Source organism: Gilvibacter sp., assembly GCF_965601605.1.
Lineage (GTDB): Bacteria > Bacteroidota > Bacteroidia > Flavobacteriales > Flavobacteriaceae > Gilvibacter.
Genome location: NZ_CBFCWJ010000026.1, coordinates 15,764 through 30,558, shown reverse-complemented (window position 1 = coordinate 30,558; position 14,795 = coordinate 15,764). Strand labels below are relative to the sequence as shown.

Genomic DNA, 14,795 nt, shown 5'->3' with positions numbered 1-14,795 from the left:
TTAGAACTTCATTCTTAACCTCAGGTTAAATACACGAGGCGTTAAGAAGTTCGGGATAGAAAACTGAACCTTCGAGTTCACATCGCGTACAAAAGTACTGGTGATGGAGTTTCTCACGTCAAAGATGTTGAAGATCTCTGCCCCGAAGCTCAATTCTTTAAAGTTGCTCAAGAAGCCGTTTTCGCGTTTGAAATCCTGCTGATCTACCAATACATAAGACACACCTACGTCAGCACGGCGATAGTCTCTCAATCGTGTTTGGAAATCATAAGGATCTGCATAACTCGGCGAACCTGCCGGTAATCCAGTATTGTAGACCAAATTCAAATAGGCCTTCAATTGCGGGATCACGGGCACGTAATCCTGGAAGAGAATTGCAATTTTAAAGCGTTGATCGGTCGGTCTAAAAATGTACCCACGATCATCAATATTCTCTTCGGTCTTCATAAAGCCCATACTTACCCAACTCTCTGTTCCAGGAACGAACTCTCCAGCCAATCGCATATCCAAACCGTAGGCATAAGCAACGGCATTGTTACGGGCACGGTAACGTATACGAACGTTTTCAAGAGTATATGGGTTGACATCGGTTAAGTCCTTATAATAAATCTCTGAATTCAAGGTAAACGGACGTCCCCAAAGCTTAAAGCTGTAGTCATTCCCAACTACAATGTGAATGGATTGTTGCGCCTTAACACCAGGTCTCACCGTTCCTGTAGAATCTCTCAACTCACGATAGAAGGGAGGCTGATGATAAAAACCACCAGAGAGACGGAACAACATGTCCATGTCCCAATCCGGCTTAATGGCAAATTGTACGCGCGGACTTACCACGGTTTGAGTGACAGATTCAATATTGTCTCCAGAAACCGTCCAATTGTGAGCGCGAACACCAGCGTTTAGCCATACATCACTATTACCCCAAGTGGTTTTGCGACTCCATTGTGCATAACCAGAAAATCGGTTGGTCTGCACATCATTTTGTGCGCGAATGGTGTTGAAAGGAACTATGGGTGTGGCGTTCGGACTGTAGGGTTGGTCGTTTCTAAATTCTACAAGCGGTGGACGGATGGAAAAACCAGCCGAGTCAATGATTTCGTATTCTTCCACGCGGTCAATAATATCCTCGCGGGTGTATTTAACGCCGTATTCAAACTTATTGTCACCGACAGCCAAGTTCCCTTTGTGCTCTACATTGATGATCAAAGCGTCCAAGTCGTTTCTGGCGTGGGTAAGCTGGGATCCAATACCTTCGCTGAATTCAACCTCTCCGAGATTTTCGTCTCCAATATTGTTGTTTACTTGTCCCAAGCGATAATTGGCAAAGATGTCAAAGTATTCCTGTTCTTGTGTTTGGAAGATGGAAGCGATGAATTTGGCCGTATAGTTCTCAGAGACTAAATAAGTTCCTTTTAAGGCTCCGAAATAAGTATCGTAGCGGTCTTCCTCCTGTCCTTCATAAAAAATGAGCAAGGCGATGGGATCCGCTAATGTTCCAAAATTGGTTTGACGGGTTTGAGGTTCAAAGCTGTATCGGTTGATAGCTGCATTCCCCAAAAAGCTCAAATCAAATCGGTTGTTGACCTTGTAGTTCAAATAGGCTTGAGCATCTGCAAAGCGCGGTCTAAAGTTGGTTTCAGTTTGTTTGGCGTTTACAAAAAGGCTGTTGTCGCGGTAGCGCAAACCAACCATTCCACTCAAGCGGCCATCGTTAGAAATACTTCCTGCCGATACACTTGCGCCCAATAGGCTTAAGTCTGCACTGGCTTCAAATTCGGTGGGTTTCTTATAAGTAATGTCGAGTACTGAAGACAATCGATCTCCATATTTGGCTTGAAATCCTCCAGCAGAAAAATCTACAGAAGAAGTCAGGTCCGTATTGACAAAACTCAATCCTTCTTGTTGTCCGCTTCTGATCAAGAAAGGTCTGTAAACCTCAATTTCATTAACGTAAAGCAGGTTTTCATCAAAGTTTCCTCCACGAACCGTATACTGCGTACTTAGCTCATCATTACCACCAACACCCGGTAAGGACTTGATCAAATTCTCCACTCCAGCATTGGCTCCAGGTATTCTCCGTACCGTAGCAGGAGAAATTGAAGTTACCCCTTGAACCTGTTTGTTTTCACGTCCGGTGATCACTACTTCTGTGATCTGAGTAACATCCACCTGCATTTGTGGGTTGAACTCGTAATCTTCATTGCTATCCAAATTCAAACGAATCTGCACCATTTTGTGCCCCACGTGGGTAAAGGTGACCACCACTTCCTGATTTGCGGGAATTTCTAGGAAATAGAATCCACTAAAATCAGTAAGTGTTCCTCCGTCAGCATAGGTGACGTTTGCTGAATCTAGAGGATTGTTGTCCGGATCAAAAACGATACCTCTAACGGTCGCTGTTTGAGCATGAACAAAAGAAGTGAGTAATACAAAGAATAATAAAAACGGGAGTCTAGAAGGTTTCAAACGCGTTGGTTATGATTGTTTTCTAAAAAAGGTTGCTTCAAATGTAGTACTATTTCCCACATTATCTACTACAACCAACTTCAAATTGTTTTCGGTATCAGTGCTGATATTATCTCCGAAATCATAAGTTAAAACGTCCTTTTTGTAATTATATTCCATCAGGATGAATTTGCCGTTGAGCGTGGCGCGGTAGGACTTGATGCCGCTGCCTTCATCCTCGATCTTGATCTTTAGGGTTTTGTTGTTGCTGATCCATTTTTGATCTTGAAAGTTCTCCGGGCTAATGGTCGGTGCTTCCAGATCCGATGCTAGAGCATAGGTTCCAAAGGTTCTGGTTCGGATCGATAGTTTTTTACCTTTCCGATAGGTGGTGTTGTAATACGGCTCTCCTTTGTAGTTCAAACGTCCAATAAACAACTTGGAGAGGTCCTTTTCAGAATAGTTGCTCGCATCAAAACTGATGGTAATGTTTTTGTGGATCGGGACTTCATCGTAATGGAAATCCAGTGTATCTGCCTCGGCATTTATATCCAAATAGACATCTTCATATAAGCTGTTGCTTGGAATAAAGACAGAGAACTTTCCTTTAGTTATGGAAGTGTTCTCTGCGGAGCTTACAAAGTTAAGACCATCGGTGTCCTCAGCCTTTGGAGTACTCGTGGTAGTTGCGCCTTCAATGGGAATGTCAATGCGAACGGTATTGTCCTGAAAATCTTTAACGGTAATGGAGTAGACTCCTTGAAATCCTTCTTCCACTTCAATAAGTCCGCTGGCATCTTGATTCTTAAAAAGACTCAAAGGGTTGTTAGGAGCTACAAAAAGACGTTGGACGCGGCTTTTGTTGCGTTGCCAATAACCGTAATCGATGTATTGATTCAAGTAACGGGTTTCATTAAAGCTGAATCGATCAAAAAGGACTTCCAACTTGGTTTCCCCATTGTAGCTTGTTTTGATCTCGTAGACTCCATTTTTGTTGGAGGCGCCATCCATTTGGTCGTAGGCGGAAATTCCAAAGCCGATCTGTCCAATAGCTTTTACCTTTTCGGTTTTAAAAGAACCGTCCTTTTGTGGGATCAATCTAAGCTTAACTGGCTTGAAGGCATTGTTGATATGTGCTTCAGAGCTCTGCGGATAAGCAATCACGCTGTTGACCAAGGGTTTTTTGCCGTCCGGGATGTCCACGCCAAACAGCATAGGATTCATCGGGCGGGAATTCCCATCACGTATCTCAAAGTGGAGGTGAGGCCCACCGCTACTTCCGCTGTTACCTGAATAGGCGATCAGATCACCTTTTTTCACAGGGAGCATTTCCGCTTCGGGGAAAAGCTCAATGACATAAGACTCCTTTTTGTACTGCTGACCTTTTACATAATCTTGAATGTCTCCGGCATAGTTACTCAAATGGGCATATACTGTTGAATAGCCGTTGGTGTGTTTGATATACAAAGCTTTCCCATAACCATAATGCGCCACTTTGATACGGCTTACAAAACCGTCGGCAGGAGCATAGACCGGGATTCCTTCTCTCTGTTGTGTTTTAATGTCTAAACCGGAATGGAAATGGTTACTGCGAAGTTCCCCAAAGCTTCCCGAAAGAATCAATGGAATTTCCATCGGATTGGAAAAATAGTCTTGAGGGACCTCTGGTGCTTGCGCGAGTCCATCAGCAATAAAACAAAGGCAGAGGAGTAACCAAAGTGAAATTCGGTTCATAAATATAAATTGAAATTGAGGTTGCTGTTCCAAAAAGTAATGATACAAAATATTACAACGCAGAACCAACCCAAATATGTCTGAGTATATAAAAATAAACTGCTAAAATTTAGACTGAATCCCAGCAGTTGCCCTAGGCTTAAAAAAACTTTAAAATTATTGGCTTATTAGAAGTGGTATGTTAACTTTGTGTAGTTAGCATTGAATGACTGGCCACTATGAGTGATCTTTCTCAAATTGTTGATTCACTAGAAAATAGAATCAGTAAGCTTCTACACAGAAGCGATTTGTTGCGTAAATCCAATATGGAGTTGCAGCAGGAATTGACTGCTTTAAAGAAACAAAAGCAGGAAATCATGGAAGACATCAACGGGTGGAAACAAAAGTATGAAACCCTAAAGACGGCCAATGCAATGCTGGGCAGCGACCAATATAAACGAGAAACGAAGCTCAAAATAAATGCATTAGTACGGGAACTGGATCACTGTATAGCCCAGATGTCCGAATAAATATGGCCGAAACGCTAAAAATAAAACTCTCTGTAGCCGATAGAGTCTACCCTTTAACCATAAGCCCTGACAAAGAAGAGGGCTTGAGAAAGGCGGCCAAAAAGATCGAGCAGATGATCCAGCGTTTTGAACAGAACTATGCGGTAAGAGACAAACAAGACGTACTGGCCATGTGTGCCTTACAGTTTGCAGCTCAAGTAGAGCAACGTTCTATAGATAAGGATAACGACCTGGAAGAGATCGAAGCGAAACTCGCTTCTTTGGATCAATTACTCCAGGACCATATGTCCTAAACGTTCTTTAAATAAAACTAGGTTACTGCCTACATTGATACAAATTTGGTAAACTCAACAGGAATTCTTTAAAAAGGGTGAGTTGAAGCTGTAAAAGCAGGCCGTCTTTGAACGGATCCTTGACCAGCTTGTTAGCCCTAAACTTGTTTTTAAGGAGTTTATACAATTTATCGCTATCGATGTAGGCTTTTTTTTTAGGGATCTCAACTTCGAGTTTTCATCTCCTAAAAAATGGCCTTAGCCCGTTTACCCTTCGTTATTCCGCTTACGCGTAGCGCTGCTATGCGTTGCGCAGAATGCCTCGGCTAACCAAGCTAATGCTCATTTTCGGTTAAATAAAAACTCAAAGTTGTGACCCTATAATTATGTACTGAATAATCTGCTTTATCGAAGTGAATGGTTATTCATAATCACACCATCAAATGGATACAACTATCATATATATCGCCTTGGGATTGGGCGGGCTGATTCTAGGGTTTGTAATCGCTAAAATGCTCGAAAAATCTAAAGGTTCCCAACTTGTGGGGGAGGCTAAAAAGAATGCTAGTAGCATTGTAAAAGAAGCCAAGAGTGAAGCAGAAAGCATCAAGAAAGACAAGATACTTCAGGCCAAAGAGAAATTCATTGAACTCAAGGCAGAACACGAAAAGGTAATCTTGAATCGTGAAAAGAAGATGTCGGAAGCAGAGAAGCGCACTCGAGATAAAGAATCACAAGTATCCAACGAACTTTCACGAAATAAAAAGCTTAATTCGTCACTAGAGTCTAAGAAGAAGGAATACGACGACCGTTTGAACTTCCTGGATAAGCGCCAGGCAGAAGTTGAAAAGGTTCACCGCCGTCAGGTAGAACAGTTGGAGGTGATCTCTAGTCTATCGGCAGAAGACGCTAAAGAACAACTTATTGAGAGCTTGCGAGAAGAGGCCAAGACAGATGCTATGGCTTTTATTCAGTCTTCCATTGAAGAGGCGAAGCTGACTGCACAGCAGGAGGCTAAGAAAGTTGTAATCAATACCATTCAACGTATCGGAACCGAAGAATCCATTGAGAACTGTGTCTCTGTGTTCAACTTGGAAAGCGATGATGTAAAAGGTCGAATCATTGGTCGTGAAGGGCGCAACATTCGTGCCTTAGAGGCTGCTACAGGAGTAGAGATCATTGTGGACGACACTCCAGAGGCGATCATTCTGTCTTGTTTTGATTCAGTGCGCCGTGAAGTGGCGCGACTGTCTTTGCACAAATTAGTAACAGATGGACGTATTCACCCAGCCCGTATTGAGGAGATCGTTAAAAAGACCACCAAGCAGATCAACGAGGAGATTGCTGAGGTAGGTAAACGAACCGTTATTGATCTAGGAATTCACGGACTACATCCGGAACTGATCAAAACCGTAGGGCGTATGAAATACCGTTCCTCTTACGGACAAAACCTATTGCAACACTCACGTGAAGTGGCCAAGCTTTGCGGAGTGATGGCTTCTGAACTCGGATTGAATCCAAAACTGGCTAAGCGAGCTGGTTTATTGCACGATATCGGAAAAGTACCTGAAAACGAAACCGAAGTGCCTCACGCCCTATTGGGAATGCAGTGGGCGGAGAAGTACGGTGAAAAGCCAGACGTTTGTAATGCGATTGGTGCCCACCACGACGAGATCGAGATGACTTCTTTACTATCGCCAATTGTACAGGTTTGTGATGCCATCTCTGGGGCAAGACCTGGAGCGCGCAGACAGGTATTGGATTCTTATATTCAACGCCTTAAGGACTTGGAGGATATTGCCTTTGGATTCAGTGGTGTCACAAAAGCCTATGCAATTCAAGCCGGACGTGAATTACGTGTGATGGTGGAATCTGAAAAGGTGAGTGATGATAAAGCGGCACAACTGTCCTTTGAAATCTCTCAAAAAATACAGACAGATATGACCTATCCCGGGCAAGTAAAGGTTACGGTGATTCGTGAGACGCGAGCAGTGAATATTGCGAAGTAATTACTTCGGTTTTCTGAGGATACTCTCCATTTTTTTACCTCGGGCAAGCTCGTCTATAAGCTTATCCAAATAGCGTGAATTGCGTGTAGTTTCATTGGTGATCTCTTCCACGCGATAGCCGCAGATAACTCCCGTGATTAAATGTGCATTAGGGTTTAGCGTACAACCCGCAAAGAAATCCCTAAAGTTAGTTTTATTTTCTGCGTGCGCCAGGACTTGTGCTTTATCGTAGCCCGTGAGCCATTCCATCACAGCGTACATTTCATCCTGTGTACGTCCTTTCTTTTCAACCTTGCTGATATAATGGGGAAGTATGGAGCCGAAGACCATATTGGCGATCCGCTCGTCGTGATGACTGGTGTCTGATTTAGCCATGATTTATGAGTTAGTTGAAGCCTAAAGCTACAAATTAATCATCATAAATATTCACATAGCCTTTTTCTTGATTCTCAAAGAATTTCCCATTGACATAACGGAAATGACGATCCAATCCTGCGATAGTATTCATATCCTCTTCGGAGAGTGATAGATCTGCGGCAGCGAGATTCTGTGCTTGTCGGCCTTTATTGGTCGATTTTGGGATTACCGTATTCCCTCTGTTCACATGCCATCCCAAAAGAACCTGAGCAGGAGTAACTTCGTGCTTATCTGCTATGGCTTTGATCTCAGGTAGTTCAAACATATCGGGTTCATCTTCCGCCTTCATGGCGTCAGAGCGGTCCGTAGAACCTAAAGGAGAGTAGGCTGTGATCAAGATTCCATTGTCTTTGCAAAAGTTATGCAATTCTGGTTGTTGGAGTAGTGGATGCCCTTCCACCTGATTCATTTCTGGAGCCTCATTAGCGTTGGCCATAACGCGTTTAAGTTTTGGAATGCTAAAGTTGGATACACCGATGTGTTTGGCCAAACCGTCTTTCTTGGCAGCTTCCATAGCTGACCAAGTCTCTTCCAATGGAATCTCATCTAGGGAAGCGTACTGGCTTGGGTTCTCCGGAAAGGTCACCCCAGGCTGAAAAGCCACTGGCCAGTGGATCAAATACAGATCTAAATAATCCAGTCGAAGGTCTTTCAAGGTTTTTTCTAAGGCTGGGCGCACATCACTGCCTTTATGAGAATCATTCCATAATTTAGAGGTTATAAAGAGTTCTTCTCGTTTGACCAATCCCCGGTCAAAGGCTTCTTGAAAAGCTTCACCAATTACATCCTCATTCTGATAGATAGCGGCGCAATCAATATGACGGTACCCCAGTTCAATGGCATCAATAATCGCCTTTTTAACCACTTCTGGACTTGATTTCCAGGTTCCTAATCCCAAGGCTGGGATACTTGTATTGTCTCTAAATTTTAGTGTTTTCATAGCTGTTTACTTCTAGGATGAAATTTACGGATTATTTCGGTCAAATGCGAGCGGTCCACATGCATATACACCTCTGTAGTCGTTATACTTTCATGACCTAACATTTGCTGAATAGCCCGCAGATCTGCGCCATTTTCCAATAGGTGTGTGGCAAAGGAATGTCTAAAAGTGTGCGGAGAGATACTTTTTTGTATTCCTGCTGATTCTGCCAAGCGCTTCACCAAGGTAAAGATCATTGCTCTAGTGAGGCCTTTTCCGCGTCTGTTGAGAAACAGGGTGTCTTCATGCCCAGAATTTATGGCTAACTGCACGCGTTCTGTCGTGCGATAGAGATCAATATATTTAACGGAAGCTTGACTCACAGGGACAAAGCGCTGTTTGTTGCCCTTACCTGTGACTTTAATAACTCCCTCTTCAAAAAAGAGGTCGGAGAGTTTAAGTTCTACCAATTCGGTAACCCGCAAACCACTGCCGTAAAGCGTTTCCAGCATGGCGCGATTACGGGTTCCTTGCGGATGACTCAGATCAACTGCCATCAGCAATTGATCTACTTCTTCTACAGAAAGCGTATCGGGAAGTTTGCGACCAATTTTTGGTGCTTCCAGCAATTCCAATGGGTTATCTGCTCTATACTTTTCAAAGATGAGGTAGTTAAAAAAACCTTTGAGGCCAGAGATTATTCGGCTTTGCGTTCGAGGATTAACCTCTTTGGCAATGGCGTAAATGAATTCTTGAATCCGCTCTTGACCAATGTTTACAGGACCCTCTTCACAGGAATTGTCTGCCAGCCAACCCGCAAGTTTTTGCACATCCAAGGTGTAATTTTGGATGGTGTTGTCAGAGAGTCCACGCTCAATTCTGAGGTAGGTGGCGTAATCTTTAAGGGCGCTGTTCCAGTTCATTCCGCAGTGCTTGTTAGCACCCTAAAGATGCTAAGAAATCCACGAATTATCTAATAAACCCCAAAAGACTTCGTTATCTTTATGGATGAAGTGCTTAACACTTCAAAACAATTCAAAAAACGAAAACAGACAGACATGAAAAAACTTCTTTTAGTGGCTTTGATTGGACTCTTTAGTATGTCCACTCAGGCCCAAGGATTAGACTTCGGGGTAAAAGCTGGGGTAAACTTTGCCACCATTTCAGATGCTACAGGACTTGACAACAGAACAGGGTTTGTTGGAGGATTGTTCGTCGGCGCCAAATTGAGTGATAAAATTGGAATTCAAGTAGACGCGCTCTACTCGCAACAAGGTGCAGAGTTTGACCTCGGATCCTTCAACTTGGATTATATCAATATCCCAATGGTATTAAAATACTATGTGGCTGGAGGATTGAACATTCAATTAGGGCCTCAGTTCGGGGTTTTGATTGATGACGACACCCAAACAGTAGTCGGAGAGGTCATTAATGATATTTCCACCAATGACTTTGATATCTCTGGTGTGGTTGGATTGGGCTTAGACATTCCATTTGGATTGCGCGTGGAAGGCCGTTACAACTTTGGACTTACCGATGTACCTGATGAGCCAGCTATTGACTTTGACAAAGGAAAGAACTCTGTGGTGACACTTTCTCTGGGATATTCGTTTCTATAAAGCTTCTGCAGCAAAAAATATTAAGCGTCCTTCGGGGCGCTTTTTTTTGTTTGTATGAATTCCTGTAGGAAATTGACTGATAGGCAGGGTAAATCTCTGGTTTTCAACGGAATTGTTAAAAACCATGGGTATAAATACGGCAAATGCCTTAGTTTGTGTAAATCTTAAAACACTAACTTTAAGGGTGTTAACTAATTTGTATTCATTATGAAGAAAGTATTTTTAATTGCAGCATTTTTATTTGCAGGAATAGGGGTTATGCAGGCCCAAGGTGAATTTAGAGCGGGACTTAGTGGTGGTATTCCAATTGGCGATACCGCTGATTTTGCAACCTTTGCTATAGCTGTCGATTTGGGCTATCTCTTTGAGATATCTGATGAATTTGATGCTGGTGTAGCTACTGGCTATAGTCATTCCTTTGGTGAAGAAGTAACTATTCTGGGGGTTACAATAGAAGCTGAGGACGATATATTTATTCCTATAGCTGCCTCTGGTCGTTTTGAAGTAGCTCCAAATTTCACCTTAGGTGCTGATGTGGGTTACGCCATTGGAATTAACGATGGGAATGATGGTGGATTCTATTATTCCCCGCGAGCGCAGTACAGCGTAAGCGAAGCAATAGACATAGTCGCCGCCTACAGAGGTGTAAGCGTAGATGGTGGCTCTTGGGATGTAATCTCAGCGGGTGTCGAATTTGGTATTGATTAAACAAAGACAATTATTAAAACTAAAGGAGGCCAGCGCCTCCTTTTTCTTTTTGTATGAATTCCTGTAGGAAATACACCATAACTCTAGGCAAATCACTCATTTTCAATAGAATTGTTAAAAACCATGGGTATAAATACGACAGATGCCTTAGTTTGTGTTATCCTCAAAGCCTTAACTTTAAGGGTGTTAACTAATTATTGATCATTATGAAGAAAGTATTTTTAATAGTAGCGTTTTTAGTTGTAGGGTTGAGTGCTATGTCCCAAACAGGTTTTAGATTGACGGCTTTTGGAGGTTTGCCAGTTGGCGATGCAGCGGATACAACAACATTTACATTAGCTCTAGATGCCTGTCATGTTTGGATGGTATCCGAAGGTGTAGAAGCTGGTGCTGTGGTAGGTTACCAACATTCTTTTGGAGAAACCAGGAACACAGGTGGAATTGAATTCGACTTTGACGATGTCCAGTTATTGCCGGTTGCGGGCACAGCGCAAGTTCAAGTAAATCCTTGGGCCATAGTAGGGGTTCGTGCTGGTTATGCCTTTGGTTTAAGTGACAATGCAGATGGTGGTTTCTATTATTCCCCCGAAGTTAAAGTTAAAATTAATGATCATTGGAATGTTTTAGCCCAGTATCGGGGCGTGGCAGAAAAAAATGGGAGCTTTAATAATATTGGTATAGGATTCGAGTTCTTGGTAGGTGGATTTGGATTAAGTGCTCCAAACGAGAACTGAATTTAACTTTTTAAATTTATCAACTTATAGAAAGGAGGCCAGCGCCTCCTTTTTCTTTTTGTAAATTTGTGTAGTGTCGATTTTAAAAACACGCGCTATGAAAATGTTTAAATGTTCTTTAATTGCGCTGCTATTTACAACTTTAAGCTTTGGTCAACAAGGTTTAGAAGTAGGGGCAGCCTTTGGTTTGCCTACTGGTGACGCTCGATTTGCTGTTTCTGCCAATTTTGTTGTTGAGGCAGGTTATTGGGTGAACATTGCGGATAAAGTGGCTCTTGGCCCTAAAGTAGGTTACTCGGCCATGAGTGGAGACGAGGTGGCTATACCTAATGATCTCATTGATGCACCTAACCAGAACTATTTGACCGTCGCTGCAGCAGGACTCATAGAGTTTGCAGATCGTTTTTGGTTGGGAGCAGATATAGGTTATGGTTTTGGAGCGAATGGATTCGACCAAAACGATCAAGATTTTGGAATACCTGTTGAGAACGTAAACGGCTTTTATTACAGCCCGCGCTTGCGCTATCGGTTTTCAGATAGACTTAGCATTGAAGCGGCATACCGCTCTATACTGATCGATGACTACGACGCTTCCAGCGTGACTGTTGGTTTAAACGTCGTTTTATTAAAATAAGCATTATGAAGATTTGCATCATCAACGGACCCAACTTAAACTTACTCGGTAAACGAGAAACTAACGTATATGGCTCTTTGTCTTTTGAAGAATTCTTGGATGAGCTCAAGGCCAAATATCAAGATGTGGATTTTGATTATTATCAATCCAATGTAGAAGGCGAGTTAATCACCAAAATTCAACAAGTTGGATTTACTGCGGATGGAATTTTGCTCAATGCGGGAGCCTATACCCATACTTCCGTAGGTATCGGAGACGCGGTTCGCGCTGTGGAGACTCCAGTGGTGGAGGTGCATATCTCTAACACCTTTGCTCGTGAAGAATTTCGCCATGAATCCTATATTTCTGCTCACGCCAAAGGCGTGGTGATCGGTTTTGGTCTGCAGAGTTATGAGCTCGGTTTACAGAGTTTCCTTTAATGCGAAGGAAAAGTTCAAATATACTCGGGCTTTTAGGACTAGTCAGTCTCGTTTTAGTCTCCTTTAAATCACCTCAAGAGGATTATTCTCCTCAATTTCGCATCGCGGAGCAAACATCCTTATACAAAAAAGGCAAACAACTTTTTGAAAAGAATTGTCAGGCCTGCCATTATATTGGCATGGATAAAGTGGTCACAGCTCCGGCTCTTGGTGGTGTTACTAAGAGAAGAGATCAAGAGTGGTTATATGCTTATACCCGTGATTCGCAAAAAATGTCCCGAGAGGGCGACTCAATTGCGCTGCAACTTAGATCGGAGAATTGGGGCGCCATGTTCTCTTTTCCCAATTTGACAGATGATGATCTAAAGGCTATCTACACTTTTGTTGAGGCTCGGTATCTAGAATCAAAGAGCAACAACTAGAAAGCCCTCATTTTTGCTCCATTTCTGACATCTCGTTGAGTAAATGTAACAGAAAGACTTCGACAGATTCATCAATGCTTGCTAGGAAATCTTTTATTTGCTCGGATTGATTCCTAATTTAATTTGGGGAGGGGCTGGAAGCCCCCACAAAAAAAGCCATTAAAACCCTCAGAAAGCCACAAAATACCATAAAAAAAGGACCCCATTTGGAGTCCTTTTCTAATATTTCATTGAGTAAATGCTTACAGGTGAATCACCTCGTCATAAGCATCAGCTACTGCTTCCATCACAGCCTCACTCATCGTTGGGTGTGGGTGAACAGCCTTCAACACTTCGTGTCCAGTGGTTTCTAGCTTACGTCCAAGTACCGCTTCTGCGATCATGTCTGTAACTCCAGCACCGATCATATGGCAGCCTAACCATTCTCCGTATTTAGCATCAAAGATTACTTTTACAAAACCGTCTTTGTGACCACCAGCACTTGCTTTACCAGAAGCAGAGAATGGGAACTTCCCAACTTTGATGTCGTAACCAGCCTCTTTGGCTTGTTTTTCAGTCATACCAACAGAAGCGATCTCTGGAGTAGCGTAGGTACACCCAGGAATATTTCCATAATCGATTGGTTCAACGTGCATTCCCTTGATTTTCTCTACACAAGTAATTCCTTCTGCAGAAGCTACGTGGGCTAGAGCCGGCCCTGGCACTACATCTCCAATGGCGTAGTAACCAGGAATGTTGGTTTGGTACCAATCGTTTACCACGATCTTATCGCGGTCCGTAACGATTCCCACATCTTCTAGGCCTATGTTTTCAATATTCGATTTGATTCCAACGGCAGACAGTACAATATCTGCTTCAAGGATCTCTTCGCCTTTTTTAGTCTTAATCGTTGCTTTAACGCCTTTACCAGAAGTGTCTACGCTTTCCAAAGAAGCATTGGTCATCACTTTGATCCCTGCTTTCTTGAAAGAACGCTCAAACTGCTTAGAAACTTCTTCATCCTCTAAAGGAACAAGGTTAGGTAGGTATTCAACGATAGTTACCTCAGTTCCCATGGAATTGTAAAAGTGAGCAAACTCAACCCCAATGGCACCAGATCCAACAACGATCATGCTCTTAGGTTGTTCTTCCAAGGTCATCGCCTGGCGATATCCGATCACTTTCTTTCCGTCTTGAGGAAGATTTCCTAATTCTCTAGAACGTGCTCCAGTGGCAATGATGATGTGATCTGCCTTGTACTCGGTTCCGTTAACCTCTACCTTTTTACCAGACTTTAGTTTGCCGTGACCTTCTAAAACGTCAATCTTGTTCTTTTTCATTAAGAACTGCACTCCTTTACTCATGCCATCGGCTACTGAGCGACTGCGCGCCACAACTTTTCCGAAGTCTTTGTCTGCATTCTCTACAGTCAAACCGTAATCTTCGGCATGTTTTAGGTATTCGAAAACCTGAGCACTTTTAAGCAAGGCTTTGGTTGGGATACATCCCCAGTTCAAACAAACCCCACCCAGGCTTTCTTTTTCTACTACTGCAGTTTTAAAGCCGAGTTGAGAAGCACGAATAGCGGTTACATATCCGCCAGGGCCGCTTCCTAGAACTATAACATCGTATTGCGTCATTTCGCTACTATTTAAAGGTGTTTTTTAAAGACCTCAAAGTTACGAAATAACCTAAACTGATACCAACTTTTGCTACGAGTTTTAAATGCGTACTAAGACGTAGCCTTGACGGGTCTTTTTGTAATGGTTTCCATTCCAGGTGTAGTAGCGTTGTCCGCGAACCACTACTACTTGATGATTTCTAGGAGCCGTCTTTACTACGGTAACTTGTTTTTTAGGAGAAACTACCACGCGACGTGCACAGGAGGTTGCGACAAAACAAAGGGCAATTAGGGCAATAAAAAAAGGTCTCATAAGTGTCCAATTTGGTTACACTTATAAGACCCTAAATCTTT

Annotated in this window: 16 protein-coding genes and 1 other RNA gene; 10 read left to right on the top strand and 7 right to left on the bottom strand. The window is 42.8% G+C overall.

The window, feature by feature from the left end:
- Entirely contained in the window at positions 1-2,466 is a 2,466-nt protein-coding gene (locus ACSLP7_RS07180) for a TonB-dependent receptor (protein ID WP_435578671.1), read from the bottom strand.
- Between the two features lie 9 nt (positions 2,467-2,475).
- Positions 2,476-4,179 (bottom strand): peptidoglycan DD-metalloendopeptidase family protein, encoded by a 1,704-nt coding sequence (locus tag ACSLP7_RS07175; protein WP_435578670.1) that lies wholly within the window; start codon positions 4,177-4,179, stop codon positions 2,476-2,478.
- A gap of 218 nt (positions 4,180-4,397) precedes the next feature.
- Here ACSLP7_RS07175 and ACSLP7_RS07170 point away from each other — a divergent pair, with 218 nt between their 5' ends.
- The 4 genes from ACSLP7_RS07170 (at position 4,398) to rny (ending at position 6,969) form a co-directional block, all read left to right on the top strand.
- Positions 4,398-4,688, top strand: coding sequence for a hypothetical protein (locus ACSLP7_RS07170; protein WP_435578669.1), 291 nt, complete (start codon positions 4,398-4,400; stop codon positions 4,686-4,688).
- Positions 4,689-4,690: 2 nt separating this feature from the next.
- Positions 4,691-4,981, top strand: coding sequence for a cell division protein ZapA (locus tag ACSLP7_RS07165; RefSeq protein ID WP_291186570.1), 291 nt, complete (start codon positions 4,691-4,693; stop codon positions 4,979-4,981).
- 52 nt (positions 4,982-5,033) lie between these two features.
- A non-coding RNA gene (gene ssrS / locus ACSLP7_RS07160) (6S RNA) lies at positions 5,034-5,141 on the top strand.
- Positions 5,142-5,403: 262 nt separating this feature from the next.
- On the top strand, positions 5,404-6,969 hold the full coding sequence (gene rny / locus ACSLP7_RS07155) for a ribonuclease Y (protein ID WP_435578668.1): 1,566 nt from the start codon (positions 5,404-5,406) through the stop codon (positions 6,967-6,969).
- Here the strand turns inward: rny and ACSLP7_RS07150 are convergent, their stop codons facing one another.
- From ACSLP7_RS07150 to xerD, 3 genes are read right to left on the bottom strand one after another with little or no spacing between them, the layout of a single operon-like run.
- Positions 6,970-7,344 (bottom strand): DUF2200 domain-containing protein, encoded by a 375-nt coding sequence (locus tag ACSLP7_RS07150; RefSeq protein ID WP_435578667.1) that lies wholly within the window; start codon positions 7,342-7,344, stop codon positions 6,970-6,972.
- Between the two features lie 34 nt (positions 7,345-7,378).
- The gene (locus tag ACSLP7_RS07145) at positions 7,379-8,326 is read right to left on the bottom strand and encodes an aldo/keto reductase (protein WP_435578666.1); all 948 of its coding nucleotides are present in this window, start codon (positions 8,324-8,326) and stop codon (positions 7,379-7,381) included.
- On the bottom strand, positions 8,323-9,228 hold the full coding sequence (gene xerD / locus ACSLP7_RS07140; protein ID WP_435578665.1) for a site-specific tyrosine recombinase XerD: 906 nt from the start codon (positions 9,226-9,228) through the stop codon (positions 8,323-8,325). The genes ACSLP7_RS07145 and xerD overlap by 4 nt, the downstream gene beginning before the upstream one ends.
- A gap of 135 nt (positions 9,229-9,363) precedes the next feature.
- Here xerD and ACSLP7_RS07135 point away from each other — a divergent pair, with 135 nt between their 5' ends.
- The 6 genes from ACSLP7_RS07135 (at position 9,364) to ACSLP7_RS07110 (ending at position 12,841) form a co-directional block, all read left to right on the top strand.
- Positions 9,364-9,924: a porin family protein gene (locus ACSLP7_RS07135; protein WP_435578664.1), complete on the top strand. Its 561-nt coding sequence runs from the start codon at positions 9,364-9,366 to the stop codon at positions 9,922-9,924.
- A 207-nt stretch (positions 9,925-10,131) separates the two neighbouring features.
- A complete protein-coding gene (locus ACSLP7_RS07130; RefSeq protein ID WP_435578663.1) occupies positions 10,132-10,632 on the top strand; it encodes an outer membrane beta-barrel protein in 501 nt (166 codons plus the stop codon).
- Positions 10,633-10,838: 206 nt separating this feature from the next.
- Positions 10,839-11,366 carry an outer membrane beta-barrel protein gene (locus tag ACSLP7_RS07125; protein WP_435578662.1) on the top strand — a complete coding sequence of 176 codons (528 nt, stop codon included), beginning with the start codon at positions 10,839-10,841 and terminating at the stop codon, positions 11,364-11,366.
- A gap of 97 nt (positions 11,367-11,463) precedes the next feature.
- Entirely contained in the window at positions 11,464-12,000 is a 537-nt protein-coding gene (locus ACSLP7_RS07120) for an outer membrane beta-barrel protein (RefSeq protein WP_435578661.1), read from the top strand.
- A 5-nt stretch (positions 12,001-12,005) separates the two neighbouring features.
- Positions 12,006-12,419: a type II 3-dehydroquinate dehydratase gene (aroQ, locus tag ACSLP7_RS07115; protein ID WP_435578660.1), complete on the top strand. Its 414-nt coding sequence runs from the start codon at positions 12,006-12,008 to the stop codon at positions 12,417-12,419.
- Positions 12,419-12,841: a c-type cytochrome gene (locus tag ACSLP7_RS07110; protein WP_435578659.1), complete on the top strand. Its 423-nt coding sequence runs from the start codon at positions 12,419-12,421 to the stop codon at positions 12,839-12,841. Before aroQ ends, ACSLP7_RS07110 begins: the two co-directional genes overlap by 1 nt.
- Before the next feature lie 242 nt (positions 12,842-13,083).
- Here ACSLP7_RS07110 and lpdA read toward each other — a convergent pair whose 3' ends face one another.
- Together lpdA and ACSLP7_RS07100 are read right to left on the bottom strand one after the other, a co-directional pair.
- Positions 13,084-14,460, bottom strand: coding sequence for a dihydrolipoyl dehydrogenase (lpdA, locus tag ACSLP7_RS07105; protein ID WP_435578658.1), 1,377 nt, complete (start codon positions 14,458-14,460; stop codon positions 13,084-13,086).
- A gap of 81 nt (positions 14,461-14,541) precedes the next feature.
- Positions 14,542-14,754: a DUF6515 family protein gene (locus ACSLP7_RS07100; protein ID WP_435578657.1), complete on the bottom strand. Its 213-nt coding sequence runs from the start codon at positions 14,752-14,754 to the stop codon at positions 14,542-14,544.
- Positions 14,755-14,795 lie beyond the last annotated feature (41 nt).

What these genes read in the sequence shown, in the direction of transcription:
- aroQ (WP_435578660.1), top strand. Translation starts at nt 12,006, where the DNA reads ATGAAGATTTGCATCATCAACGGACCCAACTTAAACTTACTCGGTAAA.
- ACSLP7_RS07165 (WP_291186570.1), top strand. Translation starts at nt 4,691, where the DNA reads ATGGCCGAAACGCTAAAAATAAAACTCTCTGTAGCCGATAGAGTCTAC.
- ACSLP7_RS07100 (WP_435578657.1), bottom strand. Translation starts at nt 14,754, where the DNA reads ATGAGACCTTTTTTTATTGCCCTAATTGCCCTTTGTTTTGTCGCAACC.
- ACSLP7_RS07120 (WP_435578661.1), top strand. Translation starts at nt 11,464, where the DNA reads ATGAAAATGTTTAAATGTTCTTTAATTGCGCTGCTATTTACAACTTTA.
- ACSLP7_RS07130 (WP_435578663.1), top strand. Translation starts at nt 10,132, where the DNA reads ATGAAGAAAGTATTTTTAATTGCAGCATTTTTATTTGCAGGAATAGGG.
- ACSLP7_RS07170 (WP_435578669.1), top strand. Translation starts at nt 4,398, where the DNA reads ATGAGTGATCTTTCTCAAATTGTTGATTCACTAGAAAATAGAATCAGT.
- rny (WP_435578668.1), top strand. Translation starts at nt 5,404, where the DNA reads ATGGATACAACTATCATATATATCGCCTTGGGATTGGGCGGGCTGATT.
- ACSLP7_RS07110 (WP_435578659.1), top strand. Translation starts at nt 12,419, where the DNA reads ATGCGAAGGAAAAGTTCAAATATACTCGGGCTTTTAGGACTAGTCAGT.
- xerD (WP_435578665.1), bottom strand. Translation starts at nt 9,228, where the DNA reads ATGAACTGGAACAGCGCCCTTAAAGATTACGCCACCTACCTCAGAATT.
- ACSLP7_RS07125 (WP_435578662.1), top strand. Translation starts at nt 10,839, where the DNA reads ATGAAGAAAGTATTTTTAATAGTAGCGTTTTTAGTTGTAGGGTTGAGT.
- ACSLP7_RS07135 (WP_435578664.1), top strand. Translation starts at nt 9,364, where the DNA reads ATGAAAAAACTTCTTTTAGTGGCTTTGATTGGACTCTTTAGTATGTCC.
- lpdA (WP_435578658.1), bottom strand. Translation starts at nt 14,460, where the DNA reads ATGACGCAATACGATGTTATAGTTCTAGGAAGCGGCCCTGGCGGATAT.
- ACSLP7_RS07175 (WP_435578670.1), bottom strand. Translation starts at nt 4,179, where the DNA reads ATGAACCGAATTTCACTTTGGTTACTCCTCTGCCTTTGTTTTATTGCT.
- ACSLP7_RS07150 (WP_435578667.1), bottom strand. Translation starts at nt 7,344, where the DNA reads ATGGCTAAATCAGACACCAGTCATCACGACGAGCGGATCGCCAATATG.
- ACSLP7_RS07145 (WP_435578666.1), bottom strand. Translation starts at nt 8,326, where the DNA reads ATGAAAACACTAAAATTTAGAGACAATACAAGTATCCCAGCCTTGGGA.